The following is a 16,655-nucleotide window of genomic DNA, read 5'->3' on the forward strand; positions in this document are numbered from 1 at the left end:
GTGGAGCAGCCCGCGCACGGTGGTGAGCCGGCCGGCGCGGCAGGTGACGCTGCCGAGACGCTCGACCACCCATTGCCGGAAGGCGTACGGCGACGGGTCGTCGCGCTGGTCGCGGACGCCTTCGGCGGGCTCACCGTCGCGGAGCTGCCCGCCCCCCTGCGGCAGTACGCCCGCTTCACCGCGAGCCGGCGGGCCAAGTTCGCCGGCAACGCGATGGCCGCCGCGCTGGAGAGCGACCCGCTCTTCCGGCAGCGGATCGGCGAACGGTTCAAGCAGGGCCAGCCCGAGCTGGCCGGAGCCGTGGAGACCGGCACCCCGCCCGCGGCCGCCGACCCCGTCGACGTGGCGGCGGCCGCCTATGTGCTGCGCCCGCCCGGCTGGGTCAAGCTCGTCGCCGCCGCCGGCGAGGAGGTCCAGCGGGCCGACGCCGAGCGGGCCGACGAGGCCGGCCGGCGCGAGCTGGAGCGGCTGCGCGAGGAGCTCGCCGCCGCCCGGGAGCGCTCCCGGGGCGAGACCGAGCAGCTCCGGCACGACCTGGAGGCCGCCCGCAAGGAAGCGGAATCGCTTCACCGCAAGCTGCGCAGCGCCCAGAGCGACGTCAAGCGGGGCGAGGCCGCGCTGCGCAGGGCGCAGGGCGAGATCGAGGCCTCGCGGGCCGAGTCGGCGGCGCAGGTCTCGGCCGCCGAGAGCGAGACGCGGCGGCTCAGGGCGCGGCTCGGCGAGGTCGAGGCCGCCCTGGAAGCGAGCCGCAGGACCGCCCGCGAGGGCCGCTCGGTGGAGGACATGCGGTTGCGGCTGCTGCTCGACACGGTCCTCGACGCGGCCCAGGGGCTGCGCCGCGAACTCGCGCTGCCGCCCGTCTCGACGCACCCGGCGGACACCGTGGACGCGGTGGAGCCGGGGCGGATGTCCCCGAAGGACATCGCGGCGCGGGCGCTCTCCGAGACGGACCCGGCGCTGCTCGACCAGCTGCTGGCGCTGCCGCAGACGCACCTGGTCGTCGACGGCTACAACGTCACCAAGACCGGCTATCCGACGATGCCGCTGGAGAAGCAGCGGCTGCGGCTGCTCGGCGGGCTCTCGGCGCTCGCGGCGCGCTCGGGGGCCGAGGTCACCTGTGTCTTCGACGGGGCGGAGCTGGCGGCCCCGGTGCTGCTCGCGCCGCCGCGCGGGGTGCGGGTGCTGTTCTCCAAGCCCGGTGTCACGGCGGACGAGTTGATCCGGCAGCTGGTCCGGGCGGAGCCGCCGGGGCGGCCGGTGGTGGTGGTCTCCACCGATCGCGAGGTCGCCGACGGCGTCGCGAAGGCGGGGGCGCGGCCGGTGGCGTCCGCCTTGTTGCTCAAGCGGCTTTCGCGGCTCTCGTGACGCATCGCAACTCCTGCGAGTTATGCCCGAATTCTGGACGGCGCACCGTCAAGTACCCATCACGGGCCGTGTGATGTATGTAAATAAAGTGGTGCGTGGGCGAGATTTTTGCCAGTGGGATTTGAACTGATCACAACTTGGTCACTAGGGTCGGCCTTCGAACCTTCGCGCGGTTGATCACCCATCCGGGGTGGCAGCGGAGGAACCGCCTGCCCTGACCGGTTGGGCGGCTCGAGGAAGAAGGAGCTCGCCTTCGTGGCGTCCCACCGTCGACCCAAGCAGCCGAGCCGTACCCGTGTGACCGTGTTCACCGCGGCAGCGGCCGCCGCCGTCGCGCTCTCCGCCCAGTCCGGAGCACAGGCGGCCCCCGCCAAGCCCAAGATCGACGAGGTCAAGTCGAAGGTCGACAAGCTGAACCACGAGGCCGAGGAGGCCACGGAGCAGTACAACCTCGCCGAGGAGCGGCGGGGCAAGCTGCAGAAGGAGATCAGCAACCTCCAGGACAAGGTGGCCCGCGGCCAGGAGGAGCTCAACACCCTGCGCGACCAGATCGGTTCGGTCGCCAGCGCCCAGTACCGCTCCGGCGGCATCGACCCGGCGCTCCAGCTCTTCCTCTCCGCCGACCCGGACACCTACCTCGACAAGGCGTCCGCGATCGACCAGCTGAGCGCCCAGCAGGCCGACGTGCTCACCTCGATCCAGGCCAAGCAGCGCACGCTCGCCCAGCAGCGGGCCGAGGCCACCTCGAAGCTGGCCGACCTCGAGGACGTCCGCAAGACCCTCGGCGCCAAGAAGCAGAAGTTCCAGAGCAAGCTGGCCGAGGCCCGCAAGCTCCTCAACACCCTCACCGCCGAAGAGCGCGCCCGGGTGCAGCAGCAGGAGCAGCGCGCCAGCCGCGCCGCCGGCGAGCGCGTCGACCTGGGCAACGAGGTCCCGGCCTCGCAGCGCGGTGCCGCCGCCCTCGCCGCCGCGGCCACCCAGATCGGCAAGCCGTACGCCTCGGGCATGGAAGGCCCCAACTCGTACGACTGCTCGGGTCTGACCCAGTGGGCCTACGGCCAGGCCGGCGTGGACCTCTCCCGCACCACGTACACCCAGCAGAACGACGGCGTGAAGATCGGCCGCAGCCAGCTCCGGCCGGGTGACCTGGTCTTCTTCAACGGCCTGTCGCACGTGGGCCTGTACGCGGGCAACAACACGGTCCTGCACGCCCCCTACACGGGCGCCTACGTCCGCTACGAGTCCATGAACACCATCGGCGGGTTCATGTTCGGCGTCCGCGTCGGCTGACCCGCCGCGACCCGCTCCGGCGTGCCGCCCAATCGGGTGGTTCGCCGCGACGCACACTGACCTGACGCCCCGCCGGTGACCTGTGTTCTCCGGCGGGGCGTCACTTTGTGTGCCCGGCGCCTTCGTTGGACGGGGACTGATCAGCGGCTACTGTCTGCCGCGCCAGTCTGCGTCGAGCCGAACGGAGCGCGAATTCGTGGCGTCCCACCGCCGACCCGTGAGGGTCACCGTCCTCACCGCCGCCGCCGCGGCCACCGCGGCGGCCTCCCTCGGGGCCGTCCCCGCGAGCGCCGACCCCGGGCCCACGCCCGCGGCCACCCGCGCCACGGTCGACCGCCTCTTCGAGGAGGCCGAGAAGGCGACCGAGGGCTACAACCGGGCGGACGAGAAGGCGGACGCGCTGCGCCGGACGGTCTCCCAGGCGCAGGACAGCCTCGCCCGCGGCCAGGAGCGCATCAACCGCATGCGGGGCGCGCTCGGTTCGGTCGCCGGCGCCCAGTACCGCTCCGGCGGCATCGACCCCGCCCTCGCCCTGCTGCTCTCCTCCGACCCGGACACCTATCTGGACCGGGCCTCCGCCCTGGACCGGGTCACCGCCCGCCAGGGCGCCGCGCTCGCCGAACTCCGGCGCGAGCAGCGCCGCCTGGGCCAGCAGCGGACCGAGGCCCGCGCGGTCCTCGCCGAACTGGAGCGCAGCCGGGCCGAGGTCGCCCGCCACAAGCGCACCGTCGAGAAGAAGCTGGCCGAGGCCCGCCGGGTGCTCGCCTCCCTCACCGTCGAGCAGCGCGCCGACTACGACCGCGCCTCCCGCACCGGGGAGCGCGCCGGGGACCCGGCCGGGGGGCCCGCCGCGGAGCTGCCGCCGCTCGCGGACCTCGGCCCCTCGCGGGCCGCCGCCGCGGTGATGGCCGCCCGCAGCGCGATCGGCAGGCCGTACGTGTGGGGGGCGACCGGTCCCTCGGCCTTCGACTGCTCGGGCCTGATGGTCTGGTCGTACCGGCAGGCCGGGATCAGCCTCCCGCGCACCTCCTCGGCGCAGCGGTACGCGGGCCGGCAGGTGCCGCTCTCGCAGGCGCAGCCGGGCGACCTCGTCACGTACCGCGGCGACGCCAGCCACGTGGCGATCTACGCCGGCAACGGCCAGGTCATCCACGCCCCCTACCCGGGCGCGCGGGTCCGCTACGACCCGGTGAACATGATGTCGCACGTGACCGTCACCCGGGTCTGAGGCCGTGCCCCTCCCCGGCTGCGTACGATCGGGGCGTGGCGGGACGGCGGAGCACAGTGGCGCGCGGCGCGGCGGCGGGGCTGCTGGCCGCGGTGCTCGCCCTCGCCGGGTGCGCGGCCCCCGAGCCGGCCGGACCGGCGACCGGGGAGATCCAGGGCCTGCTCGACCGGCACGCGCGGGCGCTGCTCGACCGCGACGAGACCGGCTATCTCGCGGCCCTCGACCCCGCGCTCGCACCGGCCGCCCGCACCGAGTTCGACCGGCTCGCGGAGATCCCGCTGGGCGGCTGGACGTACCGGGTCACCGACCTCGACCGGACCGGCGAGGGCCGGGCCACCGCCAGGGCCGAGCTCGGCTACCGGATCAAGGGCTACGACTCCGGGCCCGCCACCACCGAGCGCGTCCTCGACCTCGCCGAGCGGGACGGCCGCTGGTACGTGACCGGGGACCGCGCCGCCGACGGCGCCCCGCAGCAGCTGTGGCAGCAGGGCGAGGTCACGACCGTGACCGGCCGGCGCAGCCTCGTCCTGGGCGTGGGACAGAGCCGGGAGCGGCTGCGGGAGATCGCGGCGGCGGCGGACCGGGCGGTGCCCGCGGTCGGGGACGCCTGGCGCGGGAACTGGGCGGGCCGGGTCGTGGTCCTCGTCCCCGCGTCGATCGAGGCGATGGGCCGGCTCCTCGGCGGGCCGGCCGCCTCCTACCGGGGCATCGCGGCCGTCACGACCGGCCGGGCGGGCGGCGGCCCGACGGCCCCTGCGGACCGGGTGATCGTGAACCCGGACGCGTACGCGGTGCTCGGCGCGTTCGGCCGGCAGATGGTCCTCACCCACGAGACCACCCACGTCGCGACCCGCGTCCAGACCACCACGGCCACCCCGGTCTGGCTCTCCGAGGGCTTCGCCGACTGGGTCGCCTACCGGGGCACCGACCGCACCGCCGCCCAGGCCGCCCCCGAGCTGCGCCGCTCGGTCCGGGCGGGCGAGCTCCCGGCGGAGCTCCCCGACGACGGGGCCTTCACCTTCGGCGGCGACGCGGAGGCGATGGCCCGGGCCTACGAGGGCGGATGGCTGGCCTGCGAGCTGATCGCGGACCGCTGGGGCGAGGAGGGGCTGACCGCCTTCTACCGGGCGGTGGGCGTGCACCCGGGCCGGGAGGGCGCGGTGGAGAAGGCGCTCCGGGACGTCCTGGACACCACGCCGGAGGATTTCACCGCCGACTGGCGCGCGTACCTGACCGAACGGCTGGGCCAGGGCCCGGGCGGGACTTCCCGGACCCGCCCCGGGGCCCGGCCCGAAGGCGCGTCCTAGGGCCTGATCCGAAAGACAGGCCCTAGCCCTCCAGGACGTCGAGGGCCTCCGCCAGCCAGGCCTTCTCCTCGGTGCCCGTCGCGCGGGCGATCCGCAGCATTCCCTGCCGGAAGAGATCGGGCTCCCGCTCGACGCTGACCGCGGTCCCGTCCTCGTAGAAGAAGCTGGCGGGGGTGAGCAGGAACTCCTGGCGGCGACGGAGGACGGCCGCCTGGTCCGCCCGGTCGGGGAGGTGCCCGAGGAAGGCGAGCAGGGTGAACCAGCGCTGGCCGTCGGTGATCTCGGCGTCCCTGGGCGCGCGCAGCCGGGCGAGGAGCTCCCGGCGGCCCTCGGGGGTGAGCGAGAGCGTCCGGCGCGGGGCCGCGCTCGCGCCCGGCTCCGTACGGCTGTCGACCAGGCCGTTCTTCACCAGGCGGGTGATGGCGGGGTAGAGGGCGCCGTCGCTGACCGGGCGGACGTGGCCGCTCAGGCCCTGGATGCGCTCCTTCAGCTCGTAGCCGTGCAGCGGCTTCTCGTACAGGAAGCCCAGGATCGACAGTTCCAGCACCGGGCACCTCTCCTTCGCGCTTGTCGGCGGACCGCCACCCATGCTACCTCTTTTCGAGGTGCCTCTATTCGAGGTACATCGGAAAGAGGGGGCTCCTTCGTCATGTCCGCACACCGCCGCACGCTGGTCCGGCTCGCCCGCCCGGTCTACCTCGAACTCCTCGCCGGAGTCGCCGCCGGCATCATCAACATGGTCTGGGTCGCCCGCCTCGGCGGCGACGCCGTCGCCGCCGTCGCCCTCGCCGGGAACGTCGAGAACCTCCTCCTCGGCGTCGTCCTCATGGCCGGCTCCGGCACCACCGTCCTCGTCGCCCGCGCCCGCGGCGCCGACGACCCCGGCGCCGTCCGCGCCGCCGTCCGCGGCGGCACCGCCCTCTGCGCCCTGCTCGTGCCGCCCGTCGCCCTCGGCGGATTCGCCCTGCGCGACCCGCTCGCCGCCCTCCTCCTCGGCGGCTCCGGCCACCCGGCCCACGCCCTGGCCACCGCCTACCTCGCGATCTCGCTCCCCGGCACGGCCGTCTTCTTCGCCACGAACGTGCTCGACGGGATCCTCAAGGGCGCCGGCGACACCCGCACCCCCATGCGGCTCGCCTTCCTCGCCAACGGGCTGATCCTCGTCCTCGACCCGCTGCTCATCCACGCGTACGGGGTGCCGGGCGCCGCCCTCGCCACCGTCACCGGCCGGAGCGTCGCCCTCGCCGCGGGCCTCGTCGTCCTGCGCCGCGACCCGCTCCTCAAGGCCGCGCGGGCGGCCCGGGCGGCGCTGCCCACGGCCGCCGCGCTGCGCCGCACCGCCGCCACCGGACTGCCCATGTCCGTCGACTTCGTGGTCCGGATGGCCGGCGCCCTCGCGCTCGTCTCCGTCGTCGCCCGGCTCGGCGTCGCCGAGATCGCCGCCTACGGCATCGCCACCAAGGCCATGTACGTGGCGACCATGGCCTTCTACTCCGTCCGGCAGGCCGCCGCCATCCACAGCGCCCACCTCCTCGGCTCGGGCCTGGACGAACGCCGGGCCGTCGGCCGGCAGGCCCTCCTCCTCGGCGGGACCCTCGGCGCGGGCGCGGCCGGGCTGCTGCTCCTCGGCGCGGGACCCGTCATGCGGGCCTTCGGCGCCGAGCCCGAGGTGGCGGCGGCGGGCGCGCTCTTCCTGCGCTGCCTCGGCCCCTACCTGCTGCTCATGGCCGGGTACATCGCGCTCGCCGGCGTCTTCGAGGGCACCGGGGCCGCCCCGTACCTCGCGCGGATCACCGTCGTGGGGGTCCTCGTCCAGCTCCCGCTCGCGTACGTCCTGTCAGGCGCCGGCCTCCCGGGGATCTGCCTGGCGATGGCCCTCGCCATGGGAGCCCAGTGCGCGGCCCTCGGCCTGCTGCGCCGCCGCACCCTCGCCGTCCCCCGGGAGTCTCAGCGCGAGCCGGACAGGGCCTTCTCGCGCTCCGGCTGAGTCGCCTGCGCCGGGATCCTCCCGGCCGCGGCCGCCGCGAGACGCGGCTCCGTCACCGTGTGCCGCCACAGGATCCGGCAGGCGATGACGGTGGCGGCGATCAGCAGGCCGTTCCGGGTGAAGAGCACCGCCATGCCCAGCGGATCGCTCCGCGTCACGTGCGAGAACCACACCGGGAACTCGAACTGCGTCACCGCCGTCGCCCAGAGCACCAGGTGCGCGGGCCGCCGCATCCGGCTCGACCGGTAGGCGAGGCACACCGCGGCCAGACCGACCAGCCACAGCATGTACTGGGGGGAGAGCACCCGGCTCGTCGTCGTGAACAGCAGCACCGCGACGAAGGCCGCGTCCGCCACCGTCGACGAGGCGAAGTGGCGCGCCCGCAGCCGCCACACGAGCAGCCACCCGAACGCGGCGATCGTGAGGACCAGCGCGGCCGTCGAGACCGTGGACACGTACGGGCCGAGGAACTCGATCGAGCCGTAGTTCATCCTCGCCTCGCCGTCCCAGCCGAAGTGCCGGGCGACGTGGAAGACCATCGCGCCCAGCGACTCGACCTCCGTGCCCCGGTCGCGCTGGAAACCGAGGAAGGCCAGCGCTCCCGGCATCCACGCCACGCAGAACGCGAGGACCGCGGCCGCCGCGCCCACCGCCGTCGACCAGGAGCGGAGCGTCGCCCGGCCCTTCGGGGCGCCGGCGAGCAGCAGCACCGGCCACACCTTCAGGACCGCGCCGAAACCGGCGAGGGCGCCGAGCACGCGCGGGCTGCGGCCCGCCGCGAGCAGCCCCGCCACCGCGACGGCGGTGACCATCACGTCGTACCGGGCGTACGCCGTCGGCCCGAGCAGCGGGACGCCCGCGAGCCAGAACCAGGCGCCCCGGAGCGAGCGGCCGGAGCGGCGGCCCGTATGGAGGAGCAGCCCGAAGACGAGCGCGTCGCAGAGGAAGGCGAGGACGAAGAAGGCGGAGGCGTAGCCGAGGAACGGCAGCAGGGCGGGGGAGAGCATCGCGAAAGCGGCGGCCGGCGGGTACTGCCAGGTGATGTCGTCCAGCGGGTACGTGCCCGTCCGCAGGACCTCGTACCAGCCCTGGTAGATGTTCGAGACGTCGAAGGTGATGTCCGGTCCGGGGATCACCACGACCTTGAAGACGCACAGCAGCAGAAGGACCCGGGACAGACCCCAGAGACCGACCGGAAGCCGCAGACCCGTGCGTGACCCGTTCCCCGCCGCACCCGTCGTCACTGTCGCGTCCTTCTCCTGTCGGCCCGCGGTGGCGGGGGCGGTCATGGTCCTGTCGGCCCGCGGTGGCGGGGCAGGCGTGTTGCCGGGTGGTGCAGGCGATCGCGTACTGTCGGCCACGATGCACAAGACCCTGATCGTAACCAACGACTTCCCGCCGCGTCCCGGCGGAATCCAGGCCTTCCTGCACAACATGGCGCTCCGCCTGGATCCCGACCGGATCGTGGTCTACGCCTCCACCTGGAAGCGCAGCCGCGAAGGGGTCGAGGCGACGGCCGCGTTCGACGCCGAACAGCCTTTCACGGTCGTACGGGATCGCACCACCATGCTGCTGCCGACTCCTCGGGTCACCGCCCGCGCCGGCGCGCTGCTGCGCGAGCACAACTGCGAGTCCGTGTGGTTCGGCGCGGCCGCGCCGCTCGGCCTGATGGCCCCCGCGCTGCGCCGGGCCGGCGCCCGCCGGCTCGTCGCCACCACCCACGGGCACGAGGCCGGCTGGGCCCAGCTCCCCGCCGCCCGGCAGCTCCTGCGCCGCATCGGCGAGGGCACGGACACGATCACCTACCTCGGCGAGTACACCCGCTCCCGGATCGCGAGCGCCCTCACCCCGGCCGCCGCCGGCCGCATGGTCCAGCTCCCGCCCGGCGTCGACGAGAAGACCTTCCACCCCGACTCCGGCGGCGACGAGGTCCGCGCCCGCCTCGGGCTCAGCGACCGCCCCGTCGTCGTCTGCGTCTCCCGGCTCGTCCCCCGCAAGGGCCAGGACACCCTGATCCGGGCCATGCCGGCGATCCTCCGCCGGGTCCCGGACGCCGTCCTCCTGATCGTCGGCGGCGGACCGTACGAGAAGGACCTGCGCCGCCTCGCCGCCGAGACCGGCGTGGCCGGCTCCGTACGCTTCACCGGCGCCGTGCCCTGGTCCGAGCTGCCCGCCCACTACGGCGCCGGCGACGTCTTCGCCATGCCCTGCCGCACCCGGCGCGGCGGCCTCGACGTCGAGGGCCTCGGCATCGTCTACCTGGAGGCCTCCGCCACCGGCCTGCCCGTCGTCGCCGGCGACTCCGGCGGCGCCCCCGACGCCGTCCTCGACGGCGAGACCGGCTGGGTCGTCCGCGGCGAGTCCGCCGAGGAGACCGCCGACCGCGTCGCCACCCTCCTCCTCGACCCCGGGCTCCGCGCCCGCATGGGCGAGCGGGGCAGGGCCTGGGTGGAGGAGCGCTGGCGCTGGGACCTGCTGGCGGAACGGCTGCGCGAGCTGCTGTAGCCCCGGGACGCGGAGAAGGGGCCCGGGGCGGTCGAACCGCCCCGGGCCCCCTCTCCGCACCCGCTCCTACTTGGTGTAGATCGCCTCGATCTCGTCCGCGAAGTCCTTCGCCACCACGTTCCGCTTCAGCTTCAGGGACGGGGTGATGTGGCCCGCCTCCTCGGTGAACTGGGCCGGGAGGATGCGGAACTTGCGCACCGACTCCGCCTTGGAGACCGCCGCGTTGCCGTCGTCGATCGCCCGCTGGACCTCGGCGATCAGCTCCGCGTCCTCCCGCAGGGACGCCGCCGTCGAACCGGCCGGCTTGCCGTGCTCGCTCGCCCAGCGGCCCAGGAACTCCTCGTCGATCGTGACCAGCGCGCCCACGAACGGACGCCCGTCGCCGACCACCATGCACTCCGCGACCAGCGCATGCGCCCGGATCCGGTCCTCGATGACCGCCGGGGCGACGTTCTTGCCGCCCGCCGTCACCAGGATCTCCTTCTTGCGGCCGGTGATCGCGAGGTAGCCGTCCTCGTCGAGCGTGCCGATGTCACCCGTGTGGAACCAGCCGTCCGCCAGCGCCTCGGCCGTCGCCGTCGGGTTGTTCCAGTACTCCGTGAAGATGTGCTCGCCGTGCAGCAGCACCTCGCCGTCGTCGGCGATCCGCACCACCGAGCCCGGCAGCGGCTGGCCGACCGTGCCGATCTTCTGCCGGTCCCACGGGTTGAACGCGGTCGCCGCGCACGACTCCGTCAGGCCGTAGCCCTCCAGGACGGTGAAGCCGATGCCCCGGAAGAAGTGGCCGAGCCGCTCGCCCAGCGGCGCGCCGCCCGAGATCGCGTACTCGCCGCGACCGCCGAGCACCGCCCGCAGCTTGCTGAAGACCAGCTTGTCGAAGACCTTGTGCTTCAGCCTGAGCCCGAAGGACGGGCCCTGCGGGGTGCCGAGGGCCCGGCTGTACGCGATGGCCGTGTGCGCGGCCCTGTCGAAGATCTTGCCCTTGCCGTCGGCCTGGGCCTTCGCACGCGCCGAGTTGTAGACCTTCTCGAAGACGCGCGGCACGCCCAGGATCAGCGTCGGCCGGAACGAGGCCAGCTCGTCCGTGAGGTTCTTGATGTCCGGTACGCAGCCCAGCCGGATCGGCGCCATCACGGACGCGACCTCGACGAGCCGCCCGAAGACGTGCGCGGCCGGCAGGAACAGCAGCACCGAGCACTCGCCCGTGCGGAAGAGGGGCTTCAGCCGCTCCACCACGTTGCCGCACTCGGCGAAGAAGGCCCGGTGGGTCAGGACGCAGCCCTTGGGGCGGCCCGTCGTGCCCGAGGTGTAGACGATCGTCGCCGGGTCGTCCGCGTGCGCCGCCGACATGCGCTCGTCGAGCAGCTCGTCGGAGACGTCCGCGCCGGTGGCCGTGAGCCGCGCGACCGCGTCGTCCTCGATCTGCCAGACGCCCTTGAGCGCCGGGAGCCGGTCCCGTACGGACTCCACCGAGGCCTGGTGCGCCGGGCTCTCGACGAGCACCAGGGCCGCGCCCGAGTCGCCCAGGATCCACTGGATCTGCTCCGGCGAGCTCGTCTCGTACACCGGCACGGTCACCGCGCCCGCGCTCCAGATCGCGAAGTCGAGGAGCACCCACTCGTAGCGGGTGCGGGAGAGCAGCGCGACCCGGTCGCCCGGCTCCACGCCGGAGGCGATCAGGCCCTTGGCGACGCCGCGGACCTCGGCGAGGAACTGCGTGGCGGTGACGTCCGTCCAGACGCCGTCGACCTTGCGCCCCATCACGGCGACGTCTGGATGCTGGGAGGCGTTGCGGCGGATGAGATCCGTCAGGTTGCCGTCCGTGGGGACCTCGTACAGGGCCGGAAGGCTGAACTCGCGCAAGACTGCTGCTCCTCATCGGGCGCCGGCGCCACGGCTCTGTGTGATGCACCGGTGAAGTCCATGATCGGGCAGGTGCTCAGTGGGGGTGAGCACGACTGGACTGCCCGGACGTTACTCGTCGGTACGCGGTTCCCGATAGGGGGTCCCGGCCAGATGTTCCGTGCGTCACACCGGCGTGACAGTGCTCTGCGCACAGTAATCCACAGGTTTCGCGACTCCCAAGTAACCGCAGGTGACACCCCCTAAGGTGGGCTCATGCGAGTCCATGTGGTCAGTGACGTACACGGCAACGCCGGCGACCTCGCCAAGGCGGGAGAGGGCGCCGACGCCCTCATATGTCTCGGTGACCTGGTCCTCTTCCTCGACTACGCCGACCACAGCCGGGGGATCTTCCCCGACCTCTTCGGCGCCGAGAACGCCGACCGGCTCGTCGAGCTCCGCACCGCCCGCCGTTTCGACGAGGCCCGCGACCTCGGCCGCCGCCTCTGGGCCGGACTCGACGTCGACCGCGACACCGCCATCGAGGCCGCCGTCCGCCGCCAGTACGCCGAACTCTTCGCCGCCTTCCCCACCCCCACGTACGCCACCTACGGGAACGTGGACATCCCCCGGCTCTGGACGGACTTCGCCGGGCCGGGGACGACGGTCCTCGACGGACAGCGGGTCGAGCTCGGCGGCCTGGTCTTCGGCTTCGTCGGCGGCGGGCTGCGCACGCCCATGCGCACCCCGTACGAGATCTCCGACGAGGAGTACGCCGCCAAGGTCGAGGCCCTCGGCGACGTCGACGTCCTCTGCTCCCACATCCCGCCGGAGGTGCCGGAGCTGACGTACGACACCGTGGCCCGCCGCTTCGAGCGCGGCAGCCGGGCGCTGCTCGACGCCATCCACCGGGTCCGGCCCCGGTACTCCCTCTTCGGCCACGTCCACCAGCCGCTGGTCCGGCGCATGCGGATCGCCTCCACCGAGTGCGTGAACGTCGGCCACTTCGCCTCGACGGGGAGGCCCTTCGCCCTGGAGTGGTGACGGCGCGGGCGCGGGGGCGCGATAGCCTTCCGTCGGCACGTCTGTGCCCTTTCGCTTCCGCCGGACCGCACAGTGGAGGAGCCACCGCGATGGCCGAACACACCAGCTCGAGCATCACCATCGAGGCGGCGCCGGCCGACGTCATGAGCGTGATCGCCGACTTCGCCCGCTACCCCGAATGGACCGGCGAGGTGAAGGAGGCCGAGGTCCTCCAGGCCGACGACGCCGGACGCGCGGAGAAGGTCCGCCTCCTCCTCGACGCGGGCGCCATCAGGGACGACCACACCCTCGCGTACACCTGGACCGGGGACAACGAGGTCAGCTGGACCCTCGTCAAGTCCCAGATGCTCCGCTCCCTCGACGGCTCCTACCTCCTGAAGCCGCTCGGCGGCGACCGCACCGAGGTGACGTACCAGCTGACGGTCGACGTCAAGATCCCCATGCTCGGCATGATCAAGCGCAAGGCGGAGAAGGTCATCATCGACCGGGCGCTGGACGGCCTGAAGAAGCGCGTCGAATCGGGTGCGTGACGCTCCGCTCACGGGCCCGCCCCCGCCCTCGCGCGGGCGGTCGCCCCGGCGGAACGACCGCCCACGACGGGGCCCGGTAAGTTCGGGCCCATGCGGATCATCCTTGTCACCGGTCCCGGCGGCGCCGGGCGCACCACCCTGGCCGCCGCCACCGCACTCGCCGAGGCGCGGGCGGGGCGTCGGGTGCTGCTCGTCTCCGAGGACGCGGAGCCCGTGGAGGGGCTCCGCGTCCTGCGTCCGCAGCCCGGCGCCGACTTCCGCCGGGAGTTCCTCGCCCTCCAGGCCCGTTCCGCCGCCGCCCTCGACCTGCTCGGAGCCACACCCTTCGAGGACGCCGAGCTGACCGAGCTCCCCGGCAGCCGCCCGTTCGCCCTGCTGCGGGCCCTGCGCGACGCCGCCGCCGGCGACCACGACCTCACGGTCGTCGATCTGCCCCCGCTCGACGAAGCCCTCGCCCTCCTCGCCCTGCCCGCCCAGCTCCGCCGCTACCTGCGCCGCCTGCTGCCGCCGGAGCGCCAGGCCGCCCGCGCCCTGCGCCCGATGCTCGCCCAGCTCGCCGGCGTGCCCATGCCCGCGCAGTGGCTGTACGAGACGACGGCCCGCTGGGAGGCCGAGCTCGCCGCCGTCCAGGCCGTCGTCGAGGACCCCGCCACCACCGTCCGCCTCGTCCTCGAACCCGGCCCCGCCGCCGCCCGCGCCCTGCGCACCGCCCGGCTCGGTCTCGCCGTCCGGCGCCTCGCCCTCGACGCCGTCGTCGCGAACCGGATCCTCCCGGCCGGCTCCGAGGACCCGTGGCTGGCCGGGCTCACCGCCGAACAGCACCGGCACCTCGCGGAGCTCCGCACCGCCACCGACGGGCTGTACGAGCTCCCGCACCTGGGCCGCGCCCCGCGCGGAGCCGAGGACCTGGTCCTCCTCGCACCCCTCCGGCCCGAGCCGGCCCCCGTCCCCGTCCCGGAGTGGACCGTCGAGGACCGGCGCGAGGACGACGGCGTCCTCGTCTGGCACATCCCCCTGCCGGGGGCCGTCAAGGAGGAGCTCTCGCTCGTCCGCCGCGGCGACGAACTGCTCCTGACCGTCGGCGCGTTCCGCCGGGGCGTCCCGCTGCCGGGCGCCCTGCGCCGCTGCACGGTCACCGGCGCCGGGCTCGTCGACGGCGACCTCCGGGTGCGCTTCACGCCCGACCCCGGGCTCTGGCCCCGCACCCCCTGAGGCGGCGTGTACCGTCGAAGTACGCAGCCATTGAGGAGTACGCCATGAGCGATTCGGACGCCTGGGCCAAGGCCTGTGCCGAGGACCTGGAGGCGGAGAAGGCCCGCCGCCGGGCGCGGCACGCGACCGAGCCCGGCTCGCCCGCGGAGGAGTTCCGCCGGCTCTTCGAGGCCGTGGCCGACAAGGTCTCCGGCGGTCTCGGGAACCCGCTCCTCGGCGGCCGGGCCGCGCAGACCGCCGCGCAGACCGTGCAGCAGCTCGTCAACCAGGCGAAGGCCGCCGTCGAGCCCGTCATCGAGCGCAACCCGCAGGTCTTCGACCACCTCGCCGCCGCCGGCAGCGAGCTGCTCGCCGCCTACCGCTCCGCCGTCGAGGGCCACGAGAGCCGCTGGGCCCGCGGCGGCGCCGTACCCGAGGACGACGACCCGCGCCGGGACGCCGACCCGGACGCCCCCCGCAAGGACGACGGGGGGCCCGGAACCGGCCAGCACATCGACCTCGACTGATCGGTGGGGCACCTCCCCTCGGGTACGGTGGGCCTTAGCGGGGCTCGACCGAAAACTGAGGGACACATGGGACTCACCATCGGCGTCGACATCGGCGGCACGAAGATCGCGGCCGGCGTGGTCGACGAGGAGGGCAACATCCTCGACACGCACACCGTGCCCACCCCGCCGACCCCCGAAGGCATCGTCGACGCCATCTGCGCCGCCGTGTCCGAGGCCGGCAAGGGCCACTCGATCGAGGCCGTCGGCATCGGAGCCGCGGGCTACGTCGACGACAAGCGTGCCACCGTCCTCTTCGCGCCGAACATCGACTGGCGGCACGAGCCGCTCAAGGACAAGGTCGAGCAGCGGGTCGGTCTGCCCGTCGTCGTCGAGAACGACGCCAACGCGGCGGCCTGGGGCGAGTACCGCTTCGGCGCGGGCCAGGGCCACGAGGACGTCATCTGCATCACCCTCGGCACCGGTCTCGGCGGCGGCATCATCATCGGCAACAAGCTGCGCCGCGGACGCTTCGGCGTGGCCGCCGAGTTCGGCCACATCCGGGTCGTCCCGGACGGCCTGCTGTGCGGCTGCGGCAGCCAGGGCTGCTGGGAGCAGTACGCCTCCGGGCGCGCGCTCGTCCGGTACGCCAAGCAGCGCGCCAACGCCACCCCGGAGCGCGCGGAGATCCTCCTGGGCCTCGGCGACGGCACCCCGGAGGGCATCGAGGGCCGGCACGTCAGCGAGGCCGCCCGCGCGGGCGACCCGGTGGCCATCGACTCCTTCCGCGAGCTGGCCCGCTGGGCGGGCGCCGGTCTCGCCGACCTGGCCTCGCTCTTCGACCCGTCCGCGTTCATCGTCGGCGGCGGCGTCTCCGACGAGGGCGACCTGGTCCTCGACCCGATCCGCAAGTCCTTCCGGCGCTGGCTGATCGGCGGCCGGTGGCGCCCGCACGCGCAGGTCCTCGCGGCCCAGCTCGGCAACAAGGCCGGCCTGGTCGGCGCCGCGGACCTGGCCCGCCAGGGCTGAGCCCCCGTACGGAGCCGTACGACGACCGCCCGTCGCGTCCTCTCGGACGCGACGGGCGGTCGTCGTATGTTGACCGTCATGGCGATCAGTGAGCTGCCCAACTCCCGCACCGAGAGCGACGGTTCGGCCGTCCTCCGGGTCATGAGCTACAACGTCCGCTCGATGCGCGACGACGAGGACGCCCTCGCCCGGGTGATCCGCGCCTGCGCCCCGGACCTCGTCTTCGTCCAGGAGGCCCCCCGCTTCTTCCGCTGGCGCAAACACGCGGCCCGGCTCGCCGCCAAGAGCGAGCTCGTCGTCCTGAGCGGCGGCGCCACCGCGGCGGGGCCGCTCCTGCTCTGCTCCCTGCGGGCCACCGTGGAGCGGACCGAGGACGTCCTGCTGCCGCTCACGCCGGGCCTGCACCGGCGCGGCCTCGCGACCGCGGTCGTCCGCTTCGCCGGGGCCCGGCTCGGTCTCGTCAGCTGCCATCTGAGCCTGCGGAAGGACGAGCGGTACGCCCAGGCCGGGATGGTCCTCGACCGGGTCGCCGCCCTCGGCACCCCGCACGTCCTCGTCGCCGGCGACCTGAACGAACGCCCCGGCGGTCCCGCCTTCACCCGCCTCACCGAGGAGCTCCAGGACGGCTGGGCGGTCAGCCCCTGGGGCGGCGAGTACACCTCGACCCCCGCCGACCCGCACCAGCGCATCGACGCGATCCTGGCGACCCCGGGCGTCGAGTTCCTCGGCTGCGGAGTCCCCACGGACCTCGACCCCACGGACCTGCGGGCCGCCACCGACCACCTCCCGGTGCTGGCGGCGGTCCGCGTCCCCGCGACCTGAGTCCCGGCG

15 protein-coding genes are annotated in these 16,655 nt (G+C 74.2%); 12 read left to right on the plus strand and 3 right to left on the minus strand.

Annotated features, from left to right (window positions below):
• From ACFYUZ_RS02880 to ACFYUZ_RS02895, 4 genes are all read left to right on the plus strand, one after another.
• Positions 1 to 1,365, plus strand: coding sequence for an NYN domain-containing protein (locus tag ACFYUZ_RS02880; protein ID WP_389305706.1), 1,365 nt, complete (start codon positions 1 to 3; stop codon positions 1,363 to 1,365).
• A gap of 255 nt (positions 1,366 to 1,620) precedes the next feature.
• Entirely contained in the window at positions 1,621 to 2,655 is a 1,035-nt protein-coding gene (locus tag ACFYUZ_RS02885; RefSeq protein ID WP_389305708.1) for an NlpC/P60 family protein, read from the plus strand.
• A 196-nt stretch (positions 2,656 to 2,851) separates the two neighbouring features.
• Entirely contained in the window at positions 2,852 to 3,883 is a 1,032-nt protein-coding gene (locus ACFYUZ_RS02890; protein ID WP_389305710.1) for an NlpC/P60 family protein, read from the plus strand.
• Between the two features lie 35 nt (positions 3,884 to 3,918).
• Positions 3,919 to 5,190, plus strand: a complete 1,272-nt coding sequence (locus ACFYUZ_RS02895) for a hypothetical protein (protein WP_389305712.1) — start codon at positions 3,919 to 3,921, stop codon at positions 5,188 to 5,190.
• Between the two features lie 22 nt (positions 5,191 to 5,212).
• On the opposite strand, the gene ACFYUZ_RS02900 is transcribed toward ACFYUZ_RS02895, so the two are convergent.
• Positions 5,213 to 5,737: a helix-turn-helix transcriptional regulator gene (locus ACFYUZ_RS02900; RefSeq protein WP_389305714.1), complete on the minus strand. Its 525-nt coding sequence runs from the start codon at positions 5,735 to 5,737 to the stop codon at positions 5,213 to 5,215.
• 102 nt (positions 5,738 to 5,839) lie between these two features.
• Here ACFYUZ_RS02900 and ACFYUZ_RS02905 point away from each other — a divergent pair, with 102 nt between their 5' ends.
• Positions 5,840 to 7,177, plus strand: coding sequence for an MATE family efflux transporter (locus ACFYUZ_RS02905; protein ID WP_389305715.1), 1,338 nt, complete (start codon positions 5,840 to 5,842; stop codon positions 7,175 to 7,177).
• On the opposite strand, the gene ACFYUZ_RS02910 is transcribed toward ACFYUZ_RS02905, so the two are convergent.
• The gene (locus ACFYUZ_RS02910; RefSeq protein ID WP_389305717.1) at positions 7,138 to 8,466 is read right to left on the minus strand and encodes a glycosyltransferase 87 family protein; all 1,329 of its coding nucleotides are present in this window, start codon (positions 8,464 to 8,466) and stop codon (positions 7,138 to 7,140) included. The two genes, ACFYUZ_RS02905 and ACFYUZ_RS02910, sit on opposite strands and share 40 nt — an antisense overlap.
• A gap of 73 nt (positions 8,467 to 8,539) precedes the next feature.
• Between ACFYUZ_RS02910 and ACFYUZ_RS02915 the strand changes: the two genes are divergently transcribed.
• Positions 8,540 to 9,682, plus strand: a complete 1,143-nt coding sequence (locus tag ACFYUZ_RS02915) for a glycosyltransferase family 4 protein (protein ID WP_389305719.1) — start codon at positions 8,540 to 8,542, stop codon at positions 9,680 to 9,682.
• 66 nt (positions 9,683 to 9,748) lie between these two features.
• On the opposite strand, the gene ACFYUZ_RS02920 is transcribed toward ACFYUZ_RS02915, so the two are convergent.
• Positions 9,749 to 11,545 carry an AMP-dependent synthetase/ligase gene (locus ACFYUZ_RS02920; protein ID WP_389305721.1) on the minus strand — a complete coding sequence of 599 codons (1,797 nt, stop codon included), beginning with the start codon at positions 11,543 to 11,545 and terminating at the stop codon, positions 9,749 to 9,751.
• A gap of 255 nt (positions 11,546 to 11,800) precedes the next feature.
• On the opposite strand from ACFYUZ_RS02920, the gene ACFYUZ_RS02925 reads away from it, so the two are divergent.
• The 6 genes from ACFYUZ_RS02925 to ACFYUZ_RS02950 all read left to right on the plus strand — a co-directional run bounded on the left by ACFYUZ_RS02925 (position 11,801) and on the right by ACFYUZ_RS02950 (position 16,646).
• Positions 11,801 to 12,568: a metallophosphoesterase gene (locus ACFYUZ_RS02925; protein ID WP_389305723.1), complete on the plus strand. Its 768-nt coding sequence runs from the start codon at positions 11,801 to 11,803 to the stop codon at positions 12,566 to 12,568.
• A gap of 89 nt (positions 12,569 to 12,657) precedes the next feature.
• Positions 12,658 to 13,098 (plus strand): SRPBCC family protein, encoded by a 441-nt coding sequence (locus ACFYUZ_RS02930; protein ID WP_030693933.1) that lies wholly within the window; start codon positions 12,658 to 12,660, stop codon positions 13,096 to 13,098.
• Positions 13,099 to 13,188: 90 nt separating this feature from the next.
• Complete coding sequence (locus tag ACFYUZ_RS02935; RefSeq protein ID WP_389305725.1) at positions 13,189 to 14,310, plus strand: ArsA-related P-loop ATPase; 1,122 nt, start codon at positions 13,189 to 13,191, stop codon at positions 14,308 to 14,310.
• Positions 14,311 to 14,354: 44 nt separating this feature from the next.
• Entirely contained in the window at positions 14,355 to 14,816 is a 462-nt protein-coding gene (locus tag ACFYUZ_RS02940; protein WP_389305727.1) for a DUF5304 domain-containing protein, read from the plus strand.
• Between the two features lie 66 nt (positions 14,817 to 14,882).
• Positions 14,883 to 15,824: an ROK family glucokinase gene (locus ACFYUZ_RS02945; protein ID WP_389305729.1), complete on the plus strand. Its 942-nt coding sequence runs from the start codon at positions 14,883 to 14,885 to the stop codon at positions 15,822 to 15,824.
• 78 nt (positions 15,825 to 15,902) lie between these two features.
• On the plus strand, positions 15,903 to 16,646 hold the full coding sequence (locus tag ACFYUZ_RS02950; RefSeq protein WP_389305731.1) for an endonuclease/exonuclease/phosphatase family protein: 744 nt from the start codon (positions 15,903 to 15,905) through the stop codon (positions 16,644 to 16,646).
• Positions 16,647 to 16,655: the final 9 nt, after the last annotated feature.

Origin of the sequence: Streptomyces sp. NPDC004266, from assembly GCF_042874095.1 — a bacterium.
GTDB lineage: Bacteria > Actinomycetota > Actinomycetes > Streptomycetales > Streptomycetaceae > Streptomyces.